This is a genomic window from Thalassospira profundimaris (genome assembly GCF_003326675.1).
Lineage (GTDB): Bacteria > Pseudomonadota > Alphaproteobacteria > Rhodospirillales > Thalassospiraceae > Thalassospira > Thalassospira aquimaris.
In genome coordinates this window covers 13652-34642 of sequence record NZ_JPWF01000022.1, presented here as the reverse complement: position 1 = coordinate 34642, position 20991 = coordinate 13652, and the positions used below count along the sequence as shown (strand labels likewise).

Here is a 20991-nt window from a genome sequence, read left to right as displayed (position 1 = left end):
GATGAACGATTTTACCGAAGACAGATTGGCCCAGGAAACGCTTGCATCCTATTTGCAGGATGACCTGGGATGGGACAACATCTTTACGTTCAACACCGAGATTTTTGGTCCGGAAGGAACACTGGGCCGGAAATCAGACCGGGATGTCGTTCTTACCCGTCATCTGGGCGAAGCGCTGGTTCGCCTAAATCCGGGTCTGCCTGATGAGGCCTATAGCTCAGCACTCCGCCAGATCACAGATACGCTTGGTTTCCAATCTATCGTTCAGACCAATCGTGAGAAATATGAACTAATCCGCGATGGAGTGCTGGCCAGTTATAAAAAAGACGGAGAAATCAAGAAAAGTCGTCTGAAGGTCTTTGATTACAAAGACATCGATAACAATCATTTCCTCTGCGTTCGCGAAATGTGGGTCCGTGGTCCCAATGGGCACCGCCGTCGACCGGATGTAGTTGGATTTGTGAATGGGTTGCCTTTGCTGTTTGTCGAGCTGAAGCGTCAGGACAAGTCTTTGCGTCGTGCCTATGAAGGCAATTTCCGCGACTATATGGACACGATCCCGCAGCTTTTCCATTTCAATGCAGTTGTGATGTTTGGCAATGGTGAGAGGGCTAAGATTGGCTCTATCACGGCAAAGTATGAGCATTTCAGTGATTGGAAGCGTCTGGCAGAGGGTGACAAGGGCGTTGTGCAGATGGAAACCTTGCTCAAAGGCGTCTGCAAACGGGAAAACTTCCTGGATATCTTTGAAAACTTCACATTGTTTGATGACAGCACGGGCAAGCTCATCAAGATTGTTGCGCGAAACCATCAGTATCTTGGTGTCAATCGTGCATTGCAGTCCGTCATTGATCGCAAAAAACAGCACGGAAAACTTGGTGTGTTTTGGCATACGCAAGGATCGGGAAAGTCCTATTCGATGGCCTTTTTTGCACAAAAGGTGCGTAGAAAGCTTGGTGGAAACTTTACCTTTCTGGTGCTGACGGACCGTTTGGACCTAGATAATCAGATTTACAAAACCTTCGCGGGTGTAGGGCTTGTGAATAATGACAAGGACCCATGTCGGGCTGAAAGCGGCAAGATGCTCAAGGAATACTTGGGCGAGCAGAAGGCTTTTATCTTTTCGTTGATTCACAGGTTTAACCAGAAGATCGAAGACGGGCAGGAATATTCGACCCGCGACAACATCATTGTCATGACGGATGAAGCGCACCGTAGCCAATATGGAACGTTGGCAATGAACATGCGTGATGCGTTGCCGAATGCCAGCTATATCGGGTTTACCGGCACACCACTTTTCACCAGTGACGAGATTACCCAGCGCGTGTTTGGCGGGTACGTGTCGACCTATGACTTCCAAAAGGCGATCCAAGATAACGCGACCTTACCGCTATATTACGATGCGCGCGGCGACAAACTGGGCCTTACAGTCGAAGGGCTGAACGAAAAACTTGCTGCAGTAATTGAGGCTGCGGAAATTGAAGATGCAGATGTTGCGGCGAAGCTCGAAGACGAGATGAAACGCGAGTATCACGTCGTCACGGCAGAAAAACGTTTGCGTCATATCGCTCATGACTTTGCGAGCCATTACTCGACCAATTGGGAAACGGGTAAGGCGATGTTCGTCACGATTGACAAGATCACTGCGGTTCGGATGCATGGCTTTATCAAGGAAGCATGGCAGTCTCTCATAGCGTCGCTGGAAGCCGACCTGAAAAATGCGCGCGATGATCAGGATCTTTTGGGTCGGGAACGACATCTTTCCTGGATGCGTGAAACCGAAATTGCGGTTGTGGTTAGCGACGAGCAGGGCGAAGTGGATCGGTTCCGCAAATGGGGCCTTGATATCGGGCCGCATCGCAAACTCATGAAAGAAGGATTCATTCTGGAAGATGGCAAGCGGCTGGATCTTGAAACTGCCTTCAAGCGCGAAAATCATCCATTTCGTGTGGTGATCGTGTGCGCTATGTGGCTGACAGGTTTTGATGTGCCGTCACTCTCGACGCTTTACCTCGACAAGCCGCTTCAGGCCCACACGTTGATGCAAGCAATTGCCCGCGCTAACCGTGTGAAAGAGGGCAAGAATAACGGTCTGATTGTCGACTATTGCGGTATCCTCAAGAACCTTAGAAAGGCACTGGCGACCTTCGCGGGGCATTCGGGAGAAGACGGTTTTGACGGCGAGGGACCAGAGAAAGACCCGCTACATCCGGAAGAAGAACTGCTGGGGGAATTGTCAGGCGCAATCGGTTTTGCCCGCAAACTCCTTCAGGATAACGGCTTTGAGCTTGATATGTTGCGTACAACAACCGGTTTTGCGAAGATCAAGGCACTGGTAGATGCCAAGGAAGCGGTCAATCTTGATGACGAGAGCCGCAAGAAGTTTGAAATCTCAGCCCGATCTGTATTCAGAAAATACAAAGCTTGTCTGACTTTTGAAGGTGTCCAAGCCTATCGCTCGGATTATGAGGCGATTAATTTCATCTATAAGACCCTGCAGGAAGATCGTCAGAAAGCCGACACTTCGGCAATAATCCAGAAACTGAATGCGATTGTTAGTGACGCCATCGACGTCAAGGCCGACGTAGATTCAGGTGACAAGGTTTTTGATATCTCGAAGATCAACTTTGACCTGCTGCGCAAAGAGTTCGCGAAGAGTGAGAGCAAGCGTTCAGATGTTCAGGATATGAAGACGGTTGTTGAAAATCGGCTGCGTAAGATGTTGATGCAAAATCCGCTGCGCGTTGATTTTCAGGAACGCTTTGACGAGATTGTTCGCGATTACAACAAGGAAAAAGACAAGAACACCATCGAGGCGACCTTTGAAGCTCTTATGAAACTGTCAGTTGAAATGAGTGAAGAGCAGCAGCGCCACGTTAAAGAAGGTCTTGAGAGCGAGGAGCAGCTCGCAGTGTTCGATATGCTGCTTAAGCCTGCCCTTTCGAAGGCTGAAATCAAGAAGATCAAGTCGGTCGCTGTGTCGCTTTTGAAAGAGCTCGAAAAGCAGATGCGGGACGTGCAGGACATCTTCTCTAAGGTATCGACCCGTGACCGTTTTCGTCAGTCAATCTATGATTTTCTCTATGATGATCGGACGGGATTGCCGGTTGAGGATTATTCCGAAGAAGAATTGGTTAATAAGACTGATCTAATTTTCGATTTTTTTGCAATGCAGGCGCGGTCTCAAGCCAATCATTACTCCGGAGGGGTTGTTTACAATGATTATTGAGGAACTCAGACTCTCTAATTTTAGGTGTTTTGGTCAAGAGCAAACGACATTGAGGCTCACCGACAGTGTGACCACAATGATTGGCGGGAATGGGTCGGGTAAGACAGCCGCTCTCGTCGCATTGTCTCGCTTATTTGGTATCAACCGAAGTCAGCGTTCCGTCCTGAAGACGGATTTTCATCTGGGTAAAGATGATGGTGAAATTGCAGATGGTAAGATGCTTTACATCGAGGCGGTTTTGGCATTCCCAGAACTCGGCGAAGATGGTGCAAATGATCCAGGTGGGGTAGCTGAGTTTTGGCGCCAGATGGCCGCTACTGAAGATGGTACTGCGCTTAAAGCAAGAGTGAGACTACAAGCAACTTGGGTTGAAGATGGCACGCCCGATGGAGCTGTTGTTGAAGACATGCGATGGATAACCCGCATGGATGAGGAATATGTTTGGGAAGACTGCCCTAGAGTGTCGGCCACAGATCGCTCCGCAGTTCAGATGATCTATGTTCCGGCAAACCGAAGTGCAAACGATCAAGTTAAAGCCCTATTGCGTGGCCGTCTTTGGCGGGCCGCAAAGTGGTCTACGGATTTATCTGAAGCCGTTGCAACCAATACAGCTGCCATTCAAGAAGAATTTTCAACAGAAGAGCCTGTCGAGTTCATCAAGGAGAGACTCCAGAATCGATGGTCCCAAGTCCATGCAGCCGACACCGACACCGAACCAGTGTTGCGTCTTGTAGAAGGCCGTTTCGAGTCCTTGATCGGTCAAGCTGAAGTAAGGTTCAGACCAGATGAAGCCGGGTTGGAACGCGAATTGGACCGCCTTAGTGATGGTCAAAAATCCTTGTTCCAAATTGCTCTGACTGCCGCCACTTTAGAAGTCGAACAAGATGCGGCCGCCTTAGAGGCTGAGGATTGTCCGTTTGATCAATCCCTATTGCGACGGGTTCCGTTGACTATTCTTGCGATTGAGGAGCCAGAAAATTCGTTATCTCCATTTTTTCTCTCACGGATAATGCAATTAGCGACCGACATTGGACAAATGCCGACCGCACAAGTCATGATAGCAAGTCACAGTTCAAGTATCCTGTCACGGGTCACGCCGGAGAGCATTCGGTACTTTCGTCAAGATCAGATGACGGCAATTTCCAACGTCCGTGAACTGACATTGCCAGAAAGCGAAAGTGACGCTGGAGCCTATGTACGGTTGGCTGTTCGAGCTTATCCCGAACTGTATTTTGCTCGTTTTGTGGTGCTTGCTGAGGGAGATTCCGAACAGTTAGTACTTCCCCGCATAGCGGAAGCGCAGGGCATTGCTTTAGATCGTTCATTTGTTCCTATCGTGCCACTCGGGGGGCGTTACGTTTCCCATTTTTGGCGCTTGTTAAAGGATCTCGAAATTCCCCATGCTACACTTCTCGATCTTGACCTTGGACGCCAGCACGGTGGGGTAAACAATTTGAGGACCATCGTTGCAGAGCTCGCGGACGTAGGTGAGTCCATGGTTGATACAATTGCTGCAAGCGTGACTGAGACGATAGATGTCGACGACTTGGCAGATATTACAGATAACGAATTTGCTTTGTTCGAACCTGACGCGGATGCTGAAACGTTGCGAGGCGACGCTTGGATCGAAGCGCTTCGCGAGAAGAATGTGTTCTATTCATTTCCTATCGACATTGATTTTTCAATGGAGATGGCGTTCCCAAATATCTACCGCGTGAATAATCCAGGTGGCCACGGGCCTTCGACGAATGCTGAGCAGATTGCAAAACGGAAGAAGACTGTCTTAAAGAAGAACGGAAAGCCTGAGCTTTATCCCGATGCATTTGATTTGGATTTTGTTTGGTATTCATATCTTTTCATGCAAGCGAGTAAACCTGATACGCATTTGGCAGCAATTTCCAAAATCGAGGATGATGATCTTTCCGATGAATGCCCAGAAGAGCTCAATGCACTCCTAAAGAAAATTTCCGAAGCACTCGAGGTTGAAAACCAATGAGTTTTATCTCGGCAGAAGATTGGGCGCCAAAAGGGGTTGCTGCGCTTGAACCGGCAGCGATGACCGCTCTACGACTGACGAACCAAAGCGTTACCGTAGTAGCCAGTGCGGGAGCCGGAAAGACCGAATTCCTTGCCCAGAAGGCAGCTTACCTTTTAGAGACGGGACTATGTCCTGCACCAAAGAGGGTTTTGGCCATTAGCTTCAAAAGAGATGCAGCTAAGAACTTAGCTGAGCGTGTCCATCAGCGCTGCCCAAGTGATATGGCAAGGCGTTTCGACTCTCTAACCTTTGACGCTTTCACCAAAAGCTTGGTTGATCGGTTTGGGGCGGCCATTCCAGCTCCATATACACCTGCGCCTACCTACAGCATTGCTTTTCCAGGGCGACGTGACTGGGATGATTTCTTGCGAGTACAAGGTGCACCGAACCAGTCGGGTCAAACGCTATCCTACCACATAACGAATGCAGCCCTGCCGATCGATCAATCCGACCTCTCGGATGGTTGGAAACGCATGGTAAAGGCATATTGGGACAAGTCGCTTCGCGATCCGAACGATAGCCTTTTGGCGTTCCCGATGCTCAATCGTCTAGCCGAGTTCTTACTAAGAGAAAACGAACAAGTTCGTCGTGCGTTGCGATTGACCTACCCATTTATTTTTTTGGATGAGTTTCAAGACACAACCTATGCCCAGTACCAGCTTCTAACTACCGCGTTTCTAGGAAGTAATGCCATGTTGACGGCTGTCGGTGATGATAAACAAAGGATCATGGGTTGGGCTGGGGCGATGAAGGATGGCTTTGAGCGCCTTGAGGCAGACTTCCAGACTACTGAGGTGGCACTGTTGTCAAATTGGCGGTCGCATGCAGATCTTGTGGCCATCCAACAAGTCATAGCACATGCCATTGACGACCAAACACCTGTCGTTCAGGCTAGAGCAGATAGAACTATTGACGACGATATCGCAGCGATTTGGACTTATGATACAGCAGATGCAGAATGCGAGGGCATAAGCGACTGGGTCGCAAATCAGGTGCGGTCCGGTACAATTTCGCCAGATGAGGTTGCAATTTTGGTTCGGATGAGAGCTGACGATGTTGAAGCAGAGCTTTCACCAATATTCGCGAGAAAAGGTCTTATACTGCGAAATGTCGCACGGAATGTTGGAGAAATTGCCATTCAGGACTTGCTGGCTGAAGAGCTGACGGAAGCGGTTCTTCCGCTAATAAAGCTTGGCGCACGTCAACGATCTCCTGATGACTGGCTGATTGCCACCAAACTTCAAGAAACGTTACGGGGAATCGAACCCGAAGATGAGGACGGCGGAGCTTTGATCCTCGCTGACCTTGAAGCGTTTGTCTTGGACCTTAGATGTTTCATGAGAGCAAACGCACCCTCCGAAGCCTGCTGTGACGAAGTTTTCAAAAAAGCCCTAGATTTTCTTAACGAAAAAGTTTTTCGCAGTGCAGTTTCAGCATATAATCGCGACCGAGACTACACCCGCGTGAAAACTGGGTTTGGGCTCTTGCTCCACGAAAGCTCTGAAAATGCCCAAAGCTGGGACGAGGTACTCAATCGGTTTGAGGGCGTAGGGCAGACGCCACTGATGACCGTTCACAAAAGCAAAGGGCTAGAGTTTCACACCATGATTTTTCTTGGTCTCGATTCACAAAGTTGGTGGAGCCTGAAACCAACTTCCGATGAGGAACTAAAATCCTTTTTTGTTGCTTTCACACGTGCAATGCAACGCGCTTTCTTTACTCGGTGTGCTGAACGCGGCCCTACAATCAACTGGCTTGAAGAGATGTTGGCACCTGCTGGAGTGCCATCAGTCGTTGGACCAGAGTGAAACATTAGTTTCAGTAGCTCCTGCAACAAAAACTACAGGTCTCAGGTCAAATTCCAAGGGCTATTCAATGACTCCTGTGAAAGACGTTGTGAGACGACGACCGGGAAATTTGTGGCTTGTTTAGAACTATTTTTAGTGCCTCGTAATGGGCCGTAATCAAGACGATGGCAAGTGGATCTTGATGTGCCTCCATCAGCAAAAACATCTTCCAATTTCGTAAAGCCCGTACCATCAAGCCGGGCTGTTGGTGCAGGCCCTTGCGCTTGCCAAGGTAACGTCGCCAAAGGGTAAGGGTGTTGCTGTGCCGAACAAGCGGGCGCTGCTTATAACGGCGTTTCGGTTTGACGTCTTTCTTGTGTGGTTTTGCTTGCTTCGCCTCAAACACCCCAAACCGTTCTTCGAGCATTTTTTTGCTACAAGATCGATCCAATTGACTGGCCTTCATGGCTTGGCCATCCGGGCTCATAAGGACCATACCGTTACCACGTAGCTTGATGCTTATGTCGTACCCAGAGAGAACCTCGTGCGCTTCCTGCCAGGTGTTTGCCTTTTCTAACCCTTCCAGTATCTCCTCACGATGTTTCAATACATGCCGCTGGAATGATTCCTGCCAGGTATGTGCTTCATAATTCCGTGCAGCAGGTGAGAGCTTGTTTGGATCACGCTCCTTGCCATCCGTCATACCAGGATCGATGGCGAGACCGTATTTCTTCTCCATCTCGCGCGAGACCTTAGCGAGGATATTAAAGTCTCTATGAGGTGTAATGACCTTGAGCGTTTCCGGATGCACCTTGTTAAAGGCAATATGCATGTGGAAATTATCGGTGTTGATATGCGTTCCCGCCACACGCTGATGATCGCCGTAGCCAAGTGCCTTGGCATATTCCGCCTCGATGGCCATCAGATCATCTTTGGTTAGTTTATCCTGATCACCCGGCCGGAATGAAACGACAAGGTGATAGGTTTTGTCGGCAATATCGGGCTTTTGCCGCCGCACCGCTTCGACTTCCAGAAGGGCCAGATTTAGATCCTCGATATTTGTGCCGGCATCGCAGTTGCGGATCCAGAACTGATGGAGTTTCTCATCTTTCTCCTCGGCTGCTGCGATGTATTCGCCAAGGCGCGTGTAATTATCTGGCACCCCTGATTTTTTGCCAATCTTAGTCGCGATCATGACTGGGCCTGTTTGCGTTTACCCGTTTGAAGCTGGTCGCGGATCTCGCCAATGGAGATTTTGAGCTCTGCCTGTGTTTCTTCAATATCGCGGATCATATCATCGAATTTTTTGAGAAGATCTGCTGAAAGCGGCTCATCAAGTGCGAGTTTAAACAGGTTGCCCAATCTCGCCTGATCGGCATTGACCTTCAGAAGATCGCGAATGCCCTGCCATGCGGCAAAGTCGCTGGCACTCGGCAGCTTGGCATTCATCAACAATCGTTTGAGCAGCTCCGAGCGGGACAGGCGCATTTGATGGGCCAGCTGATCGATGCGCTCTTTCTCTTCGTCGTTAAGATAGGTTTTGATGACGTGGCGTTCGGTGGCCATGGCATGGTCCCAGTATCGATAAAAAGGTACCGGTGGCGTTCATCTCGCCACCGGCTTTCGGGGGATCAGACCGCCAAGCTGGCGTCCTGTTGCTCGGGTCCCCGTGTTCTCGCTTTGGCTTTCGGTTTGGTCATGCCGAGTTGTTCGGTGACAAAGCGTTTCAACGCCTCAATCCCGCGTTCCCGATGAATGTCGTTAAAGTCGGTCAGACCTTTGGTTTTTTCCTCATCACTGAGATCCGGACGCAGGATTTTCGCTCCGGTCAACTCAGATGCGCGTTCAGCGCCCTTGATCCCGGCATTGACCTTCTTGGCATGATCGTCGTCAGCGGCAATCACCAATGGCCGGTCCGGATGCTTCTTGTGAAGGGCCTCGGCCACAGGTGCCAGATTGCCGGAATCAAGCGCGACCAACACCGTCAGCCCGCTGGCCATATGCAGGCTTTGTCCGGTGGAATAACCCTCGGTGACGATCATCGGGCCTTTGGGATCGCCCTCGATCATATGCATCAGGCCGCGCTTTCTGCCGTCCTTGAGATACATCTTGGTGCCATCGGGATGGATGGTCTGGATGTTCTCGATAAAGCCTTTCTCATTGGTCATCGGCATGAGCAGGTTGCCCGATTGATCAATGCGCAGATCACCTGCAGGCACCTGTTTGTTCTGCAGATAGGGGTGATTGCTCGGCGCTGGTTCAGCATTCTGGAAAATCCCGTAGGCCCGCTTGGCAACGGCGCGATATTGTGCACGGAGTTCCTGTTCCTGAGCTGCCTTGCGTGCCGCCGCTTCGGCTCTGGCCTGTTCCAGTTCTTTCGGATCAACCTTGGTGCCGGTCGCCACCCATTTGACCGGATCCTGTCCGGATTTGTAATTGGTGATGTTGCCTGCCGGAAGACCTTCGAGGAACCCGCGATAGGATCCGCTTTTCTGGCCCTTGCGGTCTCCTTCAACCGCTACCCGGTGCCATTTGCCATCCATGGTCGGTGGCCCATCGAGGATCAGGCCATTTTCCTTAAGCGCCTGGGCAAATTCGTCTTCGGGATTGATCTTCGGTTCCGTGGCTTTGGCTTTGGTGTCCTGCCAGCGTTTGAAGGGTTCAAGCTCCATATCATCACGTGCATACCAGGCTTTGGCGCGACGATCCCATTTTGCCCCGAGCGCCTTGGCCTCATCTTTTTCACTGAATGGCACATTGAGATAGATGCGTTTGCGTTCGGTCTTGGCGTCCTGGTTGGGAGCCTGTGACATCTCATCACTCATGGCATTTTCCTTCTGTCGTTCAACAGCCGGGTTGTGGGCGATGGTTTTGGTTTGTTCTTTGGCTTTCACCGGGATCAGGCTTTGGCGCAGATCCGGCTCCATGATCCAGGTGCGGATGTTCTCTGCATCCCGCGCAGCGGTGAACAGCGCATTGCGATCTTCCTTGATCGCTTTCATCCAGGAGCCGACATAGGCGGCGTGGCGTTCCGGGTAATGGCCAAGGCCAAGCTCGGTGGTCAGCATGTAGCTGGCGATCTCGGCGCGTAGTTCTTCCTTGGCGTAAACTTCCGAGCCGAACGGCCCGAACTCGCGGGCCATGCGTGATTGATGTCCGGTCGCGTGGCCAAGCTCATGCAGGGCGGTGGCGTAATATTCATATTGGCCTTTGAAGGCGGCCTGATGGGGCATATGGATCTGATCAGTTGAGGACCGGTAAAAAGCCCGGTCATTCTGATCATGAAAGATCGGCACATTGCCCTGCTTGAGGATCTGTTCGGCCCGTTCGACCGGGCTGATGGCTGGTTCGGGCGCGATGTAGGGGGCAAGGCCATCGATCTGTTCAGCATTAAACACGACAGCATGAAACACCCGTGGCCGGTCAAGGCGGACCTCGCGGGTTTTGGCGACACCCTTGTCGTCGAGAACCGGCTTGCCGTTGTCATCGAGCACTCTCTCGCGCTCGGACCATTTCCAATACTCGATCATGGTGCCTTTCTCACCCTTGCGGACTTGCGCGTCCTGGGCCGCCGCCTGGCGATAGGTCATCCAGCGCGGATCGGAGCGCCCGCGCATTTCAAGCCAGAGCGCATTGATGCCGCGATAGTCCTTGCCGGAGACCGGATTGAAAGGAGCCATGCGGACCTTTCCCGGTTCCCATGGCTTTTGCCAGGGGGCGGTGCCCGCTTCGATATGGCCAAGCAGCTCCTCGACCACCTGATCGCGATAGCTCTTCTTATCAGCCATGGTTCGAACCCTCCGCCTCAGCAGTCGGGTCGATGCCGTCAAAATGACTGTCGAGCGCATCATCAGCCGAAAGCGCGTCTTCGCTAAAAGCGCCCATCGCCTCGGCAATGTCCGGATCAACCGGCACAGGGCCAATCTGGCTTTCGCTGTTGATCATCGAAGAGGCGAGTGCGAGATAGTCCTGGTCATTGAGGGCTGCAGAGGAGGCAGTGGTGCTAGGCGTGTTTGGTGACTTCATGGTTTGGTTCCTTTGAGAGAGGCAGGTGTGTTGGAAGAGAGCGCCATTTGCGGTGGCGTCATTTGCGAACGGCGGCATAGTTCTCGATCAAGGAAATAGAGCTTTTGACGGCCAAGAATGGGCGGCAGACCGGCGACAAAGATCAGGGCATCGCCGGGGACGGGTTTGCGGCCCTCGGTATCAATGATCTGTAGGCGCATACATTCATCAGGGGTGAGAAGCGGGCGGGAGGTTTCGGCAAGATTGTCCGAGACCGATCCGAGATCGCCCATCCGGCCAGAGCGCGATCTGCGTTTCTGAACGATGGTTGCTTTGCCGGTCATGTCCGAGAGCAGCTTGGCGGTTTCGAGCTTGTTTGGTGTGAAGGCGACCCGGATCTTGCAATTGGCCATGATTGATTCATCACGCCCGTAATGCTTGAAGAGCTGTTCGGTGTTCTGAACAATGATCATGGCTTTGAGGCCGTAGCCCGCCATGAAGGCCAGTGATTCCTCGAAGATCTCCAGCTTGCCGATGGAGGTGAACTCATCGAGCATCAAAAGCAGGCGGTGCTTGTATCCGGCGAGCGTTTGGCCAGATCCAAACTCCATGCGCTCGGTCAGACGACGCATGAACAGGTTGAGGATGATGCGCAGCAGGGGACGCAAGCGATCCTTGTCTGCAGGTGAAACGACAAGGAACAGTGCCATTGGCGCTTCACCATTCATCAGATCATGAAGACGGAAGTCACTGGTGGCGGTATTCCGCGCAATGATGGGATCCGCAAAGACCGTCAATTGCGTTTTGGCGGTGGAATGCACGCCAGAGCGTTCTTGCGGGGCTTTGATCATCATGCTGTTGGCCCCGCGCCGAACTTCCTTGTTCACATGGGCTTTGCCATGATCAAAGGCAGCCATCTCCGCAAGGATATGCTCGAAATTGTCATCAGCCTGTTCAGATTGGCCATCTTCGCTTGGTTGCCCGGTGATGCCGGACAGGAAGATGTTCACGTCATCAAAGCAGGCGATCCGGCTTTCATCGCGCTTTACGCGATAGATGACATGGAGCAATACGACTGAGAGCCAGCCCCAGCCTTCCTCGCGCCAGTAGTTTCCGGACATGCCTTTGCCGTCCGGATCAATGATCATTGCGGCGATGTTCTGACAGTCGGCAATATCCTGTTCGCTATCGATTCGAACTTCGGCCAGCGGATTAAACCGTGCCGAGCCCGAAGGTGCGGCAGGCTCAAACCGCAATACCCGATGACCAATGCTGGCAAGCCAGCCACCTGTCTTGGCAAAGTTCTCGCCTTTGATATCAAGACAGAGAATGCTTTCGCGCCAACTGAGTAAGGTCGAAAGGATCAGGCTGACACCTTTGCCGCTTCTGGTTGGTGCCCAAACCAGAACATGTTCAGGTCCGTCATGGCGCAATTCGCGCACCCGGCCAAACCATGATGGCCAGCCACCGATCACAACACCGTCCTTGCGAAACAGGCGCGCTTTCTTGAGATCCTTCAGCTTTGCCCAACGGGCCGAGCCATGCAGCTCGTCGCCCTTGCGATTTCCTTTGAGGGTGCTGTTATTGGCACGAGCGGCCAGCGCCAGCACGCCGAACATGCAAAGCAGCCCAGTGATGCCGATCCACAGTGCTGGATAGAGCATTTCATCGGGAAGACCAGCCGGGTGCGTGGCAGCATCGAGTGTCCATTGCCACCAGCGCAGATCCAGCGCGTCAAAGCCAACTGCCAGACGCCATTGCCAGAGAATGGCAGTGATCATCCCAAGCAGGATGATGGGCAGAGAGACGCGGTAAAGAGCAGTCATTATGCCGCCTCCTTGCCGTCTTTAAGCACATATCGATCATTTCGCGGTTCCCAGATATCGGTGATCCGCCGCCAGCCATCGGCGTTGCGTTTGATCTGAACGACAACATCAACCAGTTCGGCCAGAAACTCCGGCACACGTGGCATGGTTTCACCGGCCCAGGCGATGTTCTGATCGAACTTGCGGTGAATGGCTTGCCAAGGGCTTTCGGCATGGATGGTGCACATAAATCCGGTGACCCCGGAATTAAGGGCTGCCAGTGCGGCAAAGGCGTTTTGGGTGCTGATCTCACCAAACAGGATATGATCAGGCGTGATCCGCATTAGGTGATCATAGATCTCGCGCCAGCCGACCATGCCACTGCCCGTTCCGGCCTCTCGGGCCGCGATCAAGCCATTGCCATCCCAGAACTGCTCGATATGCAGTTCCGGAGTGTCTTCGATGGCCAGCACGCGCCGGGCCGGATCAATGGTGGTGAGCAACATGTTGAGCAAGGTGGTCTTGCCGGTGTTGGTCGCGCCACTGATGATCATGTTGGCGTCATTTGCGACCTTATCGATCAGATAGTCGCGGATAGCCGATGTCACCCCTGCCTGTTCCCAAGATGGCGTGAAAGGATGCTTGCAGCGGATCGCGAGGCTCAGATGTGATCGGACCGAGGCCCCAACAAGGATCTCGCAGCGATGATTGCCCGGCAGGATGCAGGAGAGCTTTGGATTGTCATCGGGATTGAACTTCAGACCACGCTGGTTGGCGAGGCTGATCGCGATCCGCTCAATGGCGGCCAGTGTAAGAGCAGGATCCTCGATCTCGCGCTTGCCTTCCCCGCGTCGTTCGGTCACGACGCGGTGCGGGCGGTTCATGCGGATTTCGACTGTTGAGAGATCGCCGTAGTAGCTGGCCAGAGGGCCGAGGATCTTCTCAAACAGGGGATTGGGGGAAAGGGCGTTCATTACCACCACCCCCAGCTGCCCATGCAGCTGCTTTTCACTGCATCGGTGTGTGCCGGTGATCCGCCGGAATTGCCACGGTAATTGATCCAGTACTGGTTGCCCGAGCGCTTCTGCTCATAGGCTCCATATGCGGAAGATGTCGTACAGGTTTTGTCTATGGCATCGCCAATGATCTCACCGTCTTCGCGCTTGATGATCTTTGTGCCGACGCTAGATGTGTAGTTGCAATGATTTGAGAGTGAGACAGTATTGTTCACCCATGAATAACCATCGCCGCCGCCCTGGTTTACATATCCGCCTGCGGTGTAACTGCTATTACCGCACGGACCTCCACTATGATTTTGCGGAGCAGTCCAACTCGAATAGGTAGGGGCGGCCCAGCTAACAACGGCACTGCAGACATTCCCCAGATTTGCAGGTGCTGCTTCATCGACTTTCAGGCCGTAGGTCGTGCCATCGGGCCGCTTATAGGTGTTTACAAGATCACGCCCTTCAAAGCGGGTGCAGTCCTCATACCAGATATCGCCATTGGCCTTTGGTCCCTGACCATCATAGACATAAGCGGTTTGCGGTTCGCCCGGCAGAACTTCACTGGTCTTGATGTTGTAACGTCCTTTCGGCGTGCCTTCGATATAGACCGTGGTCAGGCGATAGGAAAACAACTGGTCGTCATGGTTTTGCCAACCGGTGGTCTCGACATGATGCGGGTAGGCAATCTCGCTATCCTGGCATTCGGTGACATATTGCGGGACGCCATCAAGCAGATAGTAAAAGCGCTCGCGACCATAACTGGTGCCAGCTGCAAGATCGTGGTTCCAGAGTGAGGGATTGTCACAGCCATCAATCGTCGATTGGATAGCGATATTGGCGCTGTCGGGCTTGCATTCGGTGATGAATTGCTCAACCCCGTTGACCACAATCTGCTTACGGCTTTGGCGGGTGACGGTGCCAGCCGCCTGATTAATGATCGGTGCGCAAACTTCCTGACCAGCAGCACTTTTATAGACGGTTTCGTGGAGGTATTCCGTGCCATTGTCCGAGCAGGCATCAGCCTGCCAGGTGGTGCCGTTCAGTTCATAGATATGACGACCGGTCTGATAGGAGCGACCAGCGGCAAAATCATGCCGGATGGAACAGCCATCAGTGACAGAGACCAGCGGAACCGCGGCCAGTTCTTCGGAAGGTTCGCAGCTTCTGACCTGGACTTCATTGTTGCTGGCATTGACATATACGAGGGACGCCTGCGGAACCGCCATCATCTCGTTATAGTCAAGATAGATCGAGCAGGCCGAGGTCTTCTCTGTGATGTCAAAGACCTTGTCTTCATCCTTCAGGCAATCCGTGACTTCCTGACGGTTGCCGCCGCCATCGGTGTAATAAAGCAGATACTGTGCGGTTGCCTGGCGCGTCTCCATATCGATGGTATCGCCGCAAACAGAATAGCTGCGATCCAGCGGATAGCGATCTGCACCGTCTTCGCAGGCCCCCGCGCTTACATTCCCGTCTTCGGTGGTTTCAACCCGGCTTTGCTGGACAGCAACGAGCTGGGCCAGATCAACTCGGATATTGCAGCCTTCTGTGGTGACACGCACGGTCGGTGTGCTGGTATCTTCCTCAACATCAAGGGCTGATGGTGTCGAATAGCCAGCCGCATCGGCATTCTTTGATGCATTCGACCCGACGTTGTTTGAGGCTCCAGTATCAGCCTCAGCGCTTTCGGTTTCCTTTTCTTTCTTGTCGTCCTCTTCTTCGACATCATTCAAGCGCTGCAGGGCGGCTAGCAGTGTTTCCTGATCGCCCTCGATGGTGACAGGGGATGCCGGATCAAGCTCGGGGCTGTCCATATTGAACTGGGCGACAAAATCGTTTGAATCGAGCGGTTCGGATTTGCCGTCTTTTTCAACGCCGGTCAGCACCAGTTGAGCGATCAAATTGTCTTCAAAGGTGACATAGCGGGCATACGCCTTCGCGGTGACACCTTCGGTCAGTTTGGGAGGCGCACCGGGGACATCGACCAAGCCAAGATCAATGGCCATCGGTTCGTTTTCTGAGACAGCTGTTCGGGTTTTGGCGCGGGTGATGATATTCACCTTGCGCACCATTTCCTCGATGCCGGGCTCGGCTTGCGAGGTGGTGGTTGGCTCGGCCAGTTGCGCCAGTGCGGGTGAGACAAGACAGGACGACAGGAGCAAACACCAAAGGGTTCGTTTGTTCATGTTTTTACTCCACATTTGCAATGTACCAGTCCGTTGCCGGACGGATCTGAAGGCGGGTGCCTTGGGGGATGGTGATGATGGGTTGCAGCGAAAGCGTCTCCTCGAGGACGCTGGCGCTGATTTCGCCAAAGCGGGTCGAGAGTTCTTCGGCGGCTTTTTCCGCCGCAGCAGTTGCGACTTCGCCGTCACTTTCTTCTGATTTTGTGGTGGCAGCGGCATAGCGCACAGCCGTCGAAATCCCTGTCAGCATGAAGGCGGTGCCATAGCGTTCCCAGAAGCGACGATCCACTTCGCCTGCAGCCCCTTGGCGGCCCTGAATGTCACTGATCGGGGAGGCGAGCTGGCGGATCTCGGCACGATGTCCGGCAATCAGGATCCGTTCACAGGCAATCGACAGGCGCGAGCTTCCCATGTCCTTGGGCGGGTCGTAATTGCAGATCAGTCGGGATCCTTTAGGGATCAGAACGTTGCGCCCGTGATAGCCATAAACATCCCGCGCCGACTGAACGATGACGGTTCCAGTTGCATCACCGCCAACCTGACTGTTGATCCCGGTCTCAAGGATCACGGTGATATAGCGATCTGCCGTAATGATCCGACTGTTATCGACCGGAAGCGTGGAAGTCCGCCGCGGACCTTCATAGTCGGCTTTCTCGTCATCATTGACTGGTAAATCGAGTGGATCAAGTGAGGCAGGGGTTGCCATGCCAGGCAGGACAGCATAGCCCGAAACACCGGCCATATCAGAAGACTGCCACGCCGGGGTGCCCCAGTCTGACGACAAGGAAACGCGATGTTGCCAGGCGGCCTCCAATGCCATGCGATAGGGATCCGGCGCGGGTGCCTCGGCAACCGGCTCAGGTTGCGGCACAGGCTCGGGAGCCGGAGCAGGTTCTGGTTCCGGTTTGGCTTCCTTGATGATGATTGGTGGCATAGTTGGAGTTGGGACCACCGGCGCAGGCGGCGGGGCAGGAAGGGCCCAGACTGATGGATCATCAGCAGGCAGGGTTGGCGGTTCATTGACGACCGGTTCGGCACATACACCCCCAAAGGTCAGGCCAAGTACCAGCGCGACATCACAAAATGCACTCATGCGCCTTCCCCGGTATATTCAACACAGAGGAAGCTCTTGCCGCTCTTGAGCGTAATCAGCGTACGGGTGCTTTCAATGATGTAGGTCTCGCCCTGGACACGGGTATTGACCAGCTCATCAATGCCATCGACCACCACATAGGCAGTCGGTAGTTCGATATCCTTCCAGCGCTTGCCAAAGCGGATATAGGTGAAGTGGTCATCCCGAAAGACTGTCTCTGGGCGCAGTGTTTCATCACCCCAGAGATCATATTCACCCCAGCCATGCAGGGCGTTCGGATCGAACGGGGATTGTGCAACAAAGTCGCCTTCAGGCGTGCCCGGATTGGTGTCGCTCAGTCCGGCAATTGCGCTGTCGATGGAAGCAGGCTTGTTGCCAAGCCCTGGAACAGACATCACCGGGAGGGTGGCTTTACCTATGTCGTCAAAGCCAGAAACTGCCGGATCGCTTTCGATCTGAACGGATCCTTCAATCCGCACAATCAGATCGGGTACATTGACCGAGTTGAAGCTCTCAGCCCTCAGATAAAACGGATAAACAGCACCTGATTTGCCATAGACGACAAGTGAGGTGTCATAACCGTACCCACTGGGGCGCACAGCCAAACGCCGTTCACCGCGTGGTTTGACAGAAAACCCGCCATCATCGCCAAGATCTACCGCTTCAATCTTTTCGCCGCGTGGCAGTTCAATCACCGTGACCATGAACTCGCGTGTGCGGATTTTGTAGGTACAATCATCACACAGATCGGCCGCATAAACCGCATCACTCGGATCTGCATCATCCCAGACATCCTGAACCTGTCCGCTGGTGCGCGGACGGCTCATTGCGTTGAAGTAGCCTTCATTCTGATCGCGGGCCTGATCGACCACGCTCTCGGGTACCGGCATGGCTGGCGCGGATTGTTGCGGGGTGATTTGCGTACCAGAAAACGGTTGCTGCGATTGACCTGGCATGGGTGGGCGTGCAGCGGTCTGCGCGTTTGCACGTTGGTAGCCAAGAAGGAGAACGGCCAGAATGAGGCTGCCAAAAACGATATGGAAAACAAGATTGATCAGGCGTTTCATGACGCGCCTCTTTCTCTAAGCACCATGTCGAGCACGGTGACGCCAAAAGGATTGGTGTATTTGTCGGCTTCGGAGACGTTCTGCAGGCGGGTTGCCAGCGTCAGGTAAGCGCGTAAGTTCTTGCGCGAGATCTCTTTGCCGCGACGATGGTCGATCTGGACGAAATCGACCGCGTATTTATGGTCTGAGGACAAGGTGGCGATGGGATCGATGGAGACGATCCGCACTTCGCGCTCGATGCCTTTTTCGAGAGCTTCGGTGATTAGGCCGCTATCGATCCGCTCGCGTTTGAAGCGTTCCCAGAAGCTGGCATCCGATAACCTAGAGGCTTCGCGCTGGCGTTCTTGCTGTGTGACCGGATCAATCTCGTTGGTGATCAGGACAAAACGTTTTGCCTGGGCTTCAAGGAAGACCTCAAAACCTTCGACCTTCTTGCTGACTGGTTCGACAACATAGGTGCGGTCATCCGGGCCATAGGTCCGGACCAGAGCAATCTCGGTTTCCTTGAGCGGTACGAGATGTGCAACGGTTTGCACCAGAACGACGACGCCAGCGCCAAGCACAATGTTGGTCCCGGCAGACAGGCGCAGCATCCAGGCGAGCCTGCGATGGCTGGCCTGAAAGCTGAACGGGTCTGCAGCAACGGTGGCTTTATGCGTTAAGGCCGCTTTGACCATCGACTTGCGCCCGTTGTCGCGTTTGCCGATGCGCCCTAACCAAGCCATGAGAAGCCCTCACCATTGAACTCAACCGGATCGCAGACACAGGGGCTGAGTTTCATTTCATCGGTTCCAGTTCCGTCTTTGGGGATCTCGCGGTCTTTTGAAACGGAGACACAGCCGGACAGGAAAACGGCAAGGCAAAGAATTGGGATGAAATTTTTTGGGATCAGGCGCATGGCTGCGATCCTTTCTGATTGGTGGCGGTCGAAGATGTAGCGCCCAAGCCAAGAACAAGCTTGGCAAGGGCAAGGACGATGGAAAGCGCAATCCAGATATGAACGGCACTGCGCATCAGACCGGCCAACTGGTCGGCATCAACTTCGCGAAGGGCCATAACGAAGACGATCAGGCTTTCCGGCGAAAACATGCCGGTCAGAACCAGCAGCCAGAGCGCAACGAGGGGAAAAACGGCGATGAACAGAACGACATCACGCAGGAATTGCTTGATACGGTTCATGGCTTGCCTCCCCGATCAAAGGTCGGTGTCTTGAGGCGTTCCATGACGGCATTCTTGGCGGCAACGAGACTGTCTTTGGCAGCACCTGCAGCTCCAACCGGATTGCGAGCGGCGCCCGCGCCCAAGAGAACAGCATCAAGTGCCGCAGAAGCACCGCTCGGCGCGTATTTCTTGGCAGCATTGGCAAGGGAGAGACCGGTTGCGGTCATGCCAGCGGTAATGACGGCAGCGGCCTGATTGGTCAGTTGGGATCCGGCAATTGAGTTGGCCATGCCGGTGGCCTCGGCCATAAAGGCTGTCCCCATCCAGCCAAGAACAATCGCAACCCATAGGCCCGGATTGTCGATTGATGTGATCTCACGAACATTCTCGGTGTTCTGGATATCAAGCGATGCTGCACCATAGAGACACAGAGCAAGGGCAAGTGTTGAGCCGAACAGCACCATGAAGGCGGCAAAGACGGTTCGAACCCCGGTGATCGCCATGCCACGTCCCCAACCAAACCCGACGGCAAGCATCAGGATTGGAGAGAGGGCCGAGAACATCATCACGCGGAAGATGCTGACAACAACCTGACTGAAATAAACAATGATCAAGATGATGTAGGGCAGGGCGAGCAGCACGCCGTAGACCCCAGCCATCAGATTGCCGAGCGAGATGGACGACCAGATTTCAAAGGCGATGCGCAAGACAACGAGTAAGCCACGCTCGGCGACGTAAACGAGTTGTGCCATGCCGCCCAGTGAGGAGGCTTCACTCGGGATCGTGGCGGCTGTAATGCCACCTTCCATACCGGCAGACAGAACAACGCCAGCAGCACTACCCATCGTTGATAAAGCCATCTGATAGATGGAATTTACGAGAGTGGGCCCTTGCCCGCCGAGCAGCAGACCAGCTATAATGATGAACGCAAATTCATGAGCGAATCCAATTAGATCGCCCTTTCCCATGATCATCTTGCCGCCATGAATGACGATCCATAGACCAACGACGGAGAGATAGATGAACCACATTGGGTCGAGCAGCACAGTGCTCAGGTTCTGGGTAAAACTGTTTGCCAGATCGACATACTCCGTCACCACGTCGCATGTCAGGCACATCAGATCATTCGTCACTGTTTCATCCATGACGTTTTTCCTTTTGATTGGCGCAGCGCAGGCGAGTTCTCTCGGTGTGGCGCTGAACAAAGGGGACTATTTGGATTGGGAATATGCTGTGTCGCTTTGGACTAAGTTTGATCGCCCAGCTGCGCTGGAGGAGTGGGATCTGGTGATGCCGGTCTATGAAGCAAATAAAGACCTGATCGCAGGCACTCGCGACGACGTTTTGCAGAAGCTTGCCAATCATCCGCAGGGTGATCTGATCAAACGCGGTCATGACCTGCGTCTGGTTTACGACGTTTGGAAAGATGCCTACCGTTCGATCCTGCCACCAGGTGCGAAGGCGCAGCCATGGAACCAACTCACTGGCTGGAATTGCACCTATGTTAAGAGGCGCAACATCTTCACCGGTGGCTGCAATGATATGCCTGACTGGCGTACCGAAGATGATGTCAATAACCACAATGCGTTCATCGCCAGAGGCGGAAAGTAAACCGA

The 20991-nt window shown here is 53.3% G+C and carries 17 protein-coding genes; 4 read left to right on the top strand and 13 right to left on the bottom strand.

The features are described 5' to 3' along the window. The first annotated feature begins 1 nt into the window (after nt 1). The 3 genes from TH19_RS21025 to TH19_RS21015 are packed head-to-tail and all read left to right on the top strand — an operon-like array spanning nt 2 to nt 7075. The gene (locus TH19_RS21025) at nt 2-3229 is read left to right on the top strand and encodes a type I restriction endonuclease subunit R (RefSeq protein ID WP_114104332.1); all 3228 of its coding nucleotides are present in this window, start codon (nt 2-4) and stop codon (nt 3227-3229) included. Continuing rightward, nucleotides 3219-5225: an AAA family ATPase gene (locus TH19_RS21020; RefSeq protein ID WP_114104322.1), complete on the top strand. Its 2007-nt coding sequence runs from the start codon at nt 3219-3221 to the stop codon at nt 5223-5225. The genes TH19_RS21025 and TH19_RS21020 overlap by 11 nt, the downstream gene beginning before the upstream one ends. Next, the gene (locus tag TH19_RS21015; RefSeq protein ID WP_114104321.1) at nt 5222-7075 is read left to right on the top strand and encodes a UvrD-helicase domain-containing protein; all 1854 of its coding nucleotides are present in this window, start codon (nt 5222-5224) and stop codon (nt 7073-7075) included. The genes TH19_RS21020 and TH19_RS21015 overlap by 4 nt, the downstream gene beginning before the upstream one ends. A gap of 64 nt (nt 7076-7139) precedes the next feature. On the opposite strand, the gene traI is transcribed toward TH19_RS21015, so the two are convergent. From traI to TH19_RS20950, 13 genes are all read right to left on the bottom strand, one after another. Next, a complete protein-coding gene (gene traI, locus TH19_RS21010; RefSeq protein WP_114104320.1) occupies nt 7140-8249 on the bottom strand; it encodes a TraI/MobA(P) family conjugative relaxase in 1110 nt (369 codons plus the stop codon). Continuing rightward, nucleotides 8246-8620, bottom strand: a complete 375-nt coding sequence (locus tag TH19_RS21005) for a plasmid mobilization protein (protein ID WP_114104319.1) — start codon at nt 8618-8620, stop codon at nt 8246-8248. Before TH19_RS21005 ends, traI begins: the two co-directional genes overlap by 4 nt. 65 nt (nt 8621-8685) lie before the next feature. Next, nucleotides 8686-10842, bottom strand: a complete 2157-nt coding sequence (locus TH19_RS21000; protein WP_181846506.1) for a zincin-like metallopeptidase domain-containing protein — start codon at nt 10840-10842, stop codon at nt 8686-8688. Beyond that, nucleotides 10835-11080, bottom strand: a complete 246-nt coding sequence (locus TH19_RS20995) for a hypothetical protein (RefSeq protein WP_114104317.1) — start codon at nt 11078-11080, stop codon at nt 10835-10837. The genes TH19_RS21000 and TH19_RS20995 overlap by 8 nt, the downstream gene beginning before the upstream one ends. Then, nucleotides 11077-12885 (bottom strand): type IV secretory system conjugative DNA transfer family protein, encoded by a 1809-nt coding sequence (locus TH19_RS20990; RefSeq protein ID WP_114104316.1) that lies wholly within the window; start codon nt 12883-12885, stop codon nt 11077-11079. Before TH19_RS20990 ends, TH19_RS20995 begins: the two co-directional genes overlap by 4 nt. Beyond that, nucleotides 12885-13838 carry an ATPase, T2SS/T4P/T4SS family gene (locus tag TH19_RS20985; RefSeq protein ID WP_114104315.1) on the bottom strand — a complete coding sequence of 318 codons (954 nt, stop codon included), beginning with the start codon at nt 13836-13838 and terminating at the stop codon, nt 12885-12887. Before TH19_RS20985 ends, TH19_RS20990 begins: the two co-directional genes overlap by 1 nt. Further along, nucleotides 13838-16054, bottom strand: a complete 2217-nt coding sequence (locus TH19_RS20980) for a hypothetical protein (RefSeq protein WP_114104314.1) — start codon at nt 16052-16054, stop codon at nt 13838-13840. The genes TH19_RS20985 and TH19_RS20980 overlap by 1 nt, the downstream gene beginning before the upstream one ends. A 4-nt stretch (nt 16055-16058) precedes the next feature. After that, on the bottom strand, nt 16059-17147 hold the full coding sequence (locus TH19_RS23220; protein ID WP_114104313.1) for a TraB/TrbI/VirB10 family type IV secretion system protein: 1089 nt from the start codon (nt 17145-17147) through the stop codon (nt 16059-16061). Further along, a complete protein-coding gene (locus tag TH19_RS20970) occupies nt 17144-18214 on the bottom strand; it encodes a TrbG/VirB9 family P-type conjugative transfer protein (RefSeq protein WP_114104312.1) in 1071 nt (356 codons plus the stop codon). The genes TH19_RS23220 and TH19_RS20970 overlap by 4 nt, the downstream gene beginning before the upstream one ends. Further along, a complete protein-coding gene (locus TH19_RS20965) occupies nt 18211-18939 on the bottom strand; it encodes a VirB8 family type IV secretion system protein (protein ID WP_114104311.1) in 729 nt (242 codons plus the stop codon). Before TH19_RS20965 ends, TH19_RS20970 begins: the two co-directional genes overlap by 4 nt. After that, nucleotides 18927-19112, bottom strand: a complete 186-nt coding sequence (locus TH19_RS20960; protein WP_114104310.1) for a hypothetical protein — start codon at nt 19110-19112, stop codon at nt 18927-18929. The genes TH19_RS20965 and TH19_RS20960 overlap by 13 nt, the downstream gene beginning before the upstream one ends. Continuing rightward, on the bottom strand, nt 19103-19393 hold the full coding sequence (locus tag TH19_RS20955; protein ID WP_114104309.1) for a hypothetical protein: 291 nt from the start codon (nt 19391-19393) through the stop codon (nt 19103-19105). Before TH19_RS20955 ends, TH19_RS20960 begins: the two co-directional genes overlap by 10 nt. Further along, nucleotides 19390-20520, bottom strand: coding sequence for a hypothetical protein (locus tag TH19_RS20950; RefSeq protein ID WP_258548071.1), 1131 nt, complete (start codon nt 20518-20520; stop codon nt 19390-19392). Before TH19_RS20950 ends, TH19_RS20955 begins: the two co-directional genes overlap by 4 nt. On the opposite strand from TH19_RS20950, the gene TH19_RS20945 reads away from it, so the two are divergent. After that, nucleotides 20519-20986, top strand: coding sequence for a hypothetical protein (locus TH19_RS20945; RefSeq protein ID WP_114104308.1), 468 nt, complete (start codon nt 20519-20521; stop codon nt 20984-20986). The two genes, TH19_RS20950 and TH19_RS20945, sit on opposite strands and share 2 nt — an antisense overlap. Nucleotides 20987-20991: the final 5 nt, after the last annotated feature.

Excerpts from the sequence above, each read along its gene's own strand:
- TH19_RS21025 (WP_114104332.1), top strand. The coding sequence starts at position 2 with ATGAACGATTTTACCGAAGACAGATTGGCCCAGGAAACGCTTGCATCC.
- TH19_RS21020 (WP_114104322.1), top strand. The coding sequence starts at position 3,219 with ATGATTATTGAGGAACTCAGACTCTCTAATTTTAGGTGTTTTGGTCAA.
- TH19_RS21015 (WP_114104321.1), top strand. The coding sequence starts at position 5,222 with ATGAGTTTTATCTCGGCAGAAGATTGGGCGCCAAAAGGGGTTGCTGCG.
- traI (WP_114104320.1), bottom strand. The coding sequence starts at position 8,249 with ATGATCGCGACTAAGATTGGCAAAAAATCAGGGGTGCCAGATAATTAC.
- TH19_RS21005 (WP_114104319.1), bottom strand. The coding sequence starts at position 8,620 with ATGGCCACCGAACGCCACGTCATCAAAACCTATCTTAACGACGAAGAG.
- TH19_RS21000 (WP_181846506.1), bottom strand. The coding sequence starts at position 10,842 with ATGGCTGATAAGAAGAGCTATCGCGATCAGGTGGTCGAGGAGCTGCTT.
- TH19_RS20995 (WP_114104317.1), bottom strand. The coding sequence starts at position 11,080 with ATGAAGTCACCAAACACGCCTAGCACCACTGCCTCCTCTGCAGCCCTC.
- TH19_RS20990 (WP_114104316.1), bottom strand. The coding sequence starts at position 12,885 with ATGACTGCTCTTTACCGCGTCTCTCTGCCCATCATCCTGCTTGGGATG.
- TH19_RS20985 (WP_114104315.1), bottom strand. The coding sequence starts at position 13,838 with ATGAACGCCCTTTCCCCCAATCCCCTGTTTGAGAAGATCCTCGGCCCT.
- TH19_RS20980 (WP_114104314.1), bottom strand. The coding sequence starts at position 16,054 with ATGAACAAACGAACCCTTTGGTGTTTGCTCCTGTCGTCCTGTCTTGTC.
- TH19_RS23220 (WP_114104313.1), bottom strand. The coding sequence starts at position 17,147 with ATGAGTGCATTTTGTGATGTCGCGCTGGTACTTGGCCTGACCTTTGGG.
- TH19_RS20970 (WP_114104312.1), bottom strand. The coding sequence starts at position 18,214 with ATGAAACGCCTGATCAATCTTGTTTTCCATATCGTTTTTGGCAGCCTC.
- TH19_RS20965 (WP_114104311.1), bottom strand. The coding sequence starts at position 18,939 with ATGGCTTGGTTAGGGCGCATCGGCAAACGCGACAACGGGCGCAAGTCG.
- TH19_RS20960 (WP_114104310.1), bottom strand. The coding sequence starts at position 19,112 with ATGCGCCTGATCCCAAAAAATTTCATCCCAATTCTTTGCCTTGCCGTT.
- TH19_RS20955 (WP_114104309.1), bottom strand. The coding sequence starts at position 19,393 with ATGAACCGTATCAAGCAATTCCTGCGTGATGTCGTTCTGTTCATCGCC.
- TH19_RS20945 (WP_114104308.1), top strand. The coding sequence starts at position 20,519 with ATGACGTTTTTCCTTTTGATTGGCGCAGCGCAGGCGAGTTCTCTCGGT.
- TH19_RS20950 (WP_258548071.1), bottom strand. The coding sequence starts at position 20,520 with ATGGATGAAACAGTGACGAATGATCTGATGTGCCTGACATGCGACGTG.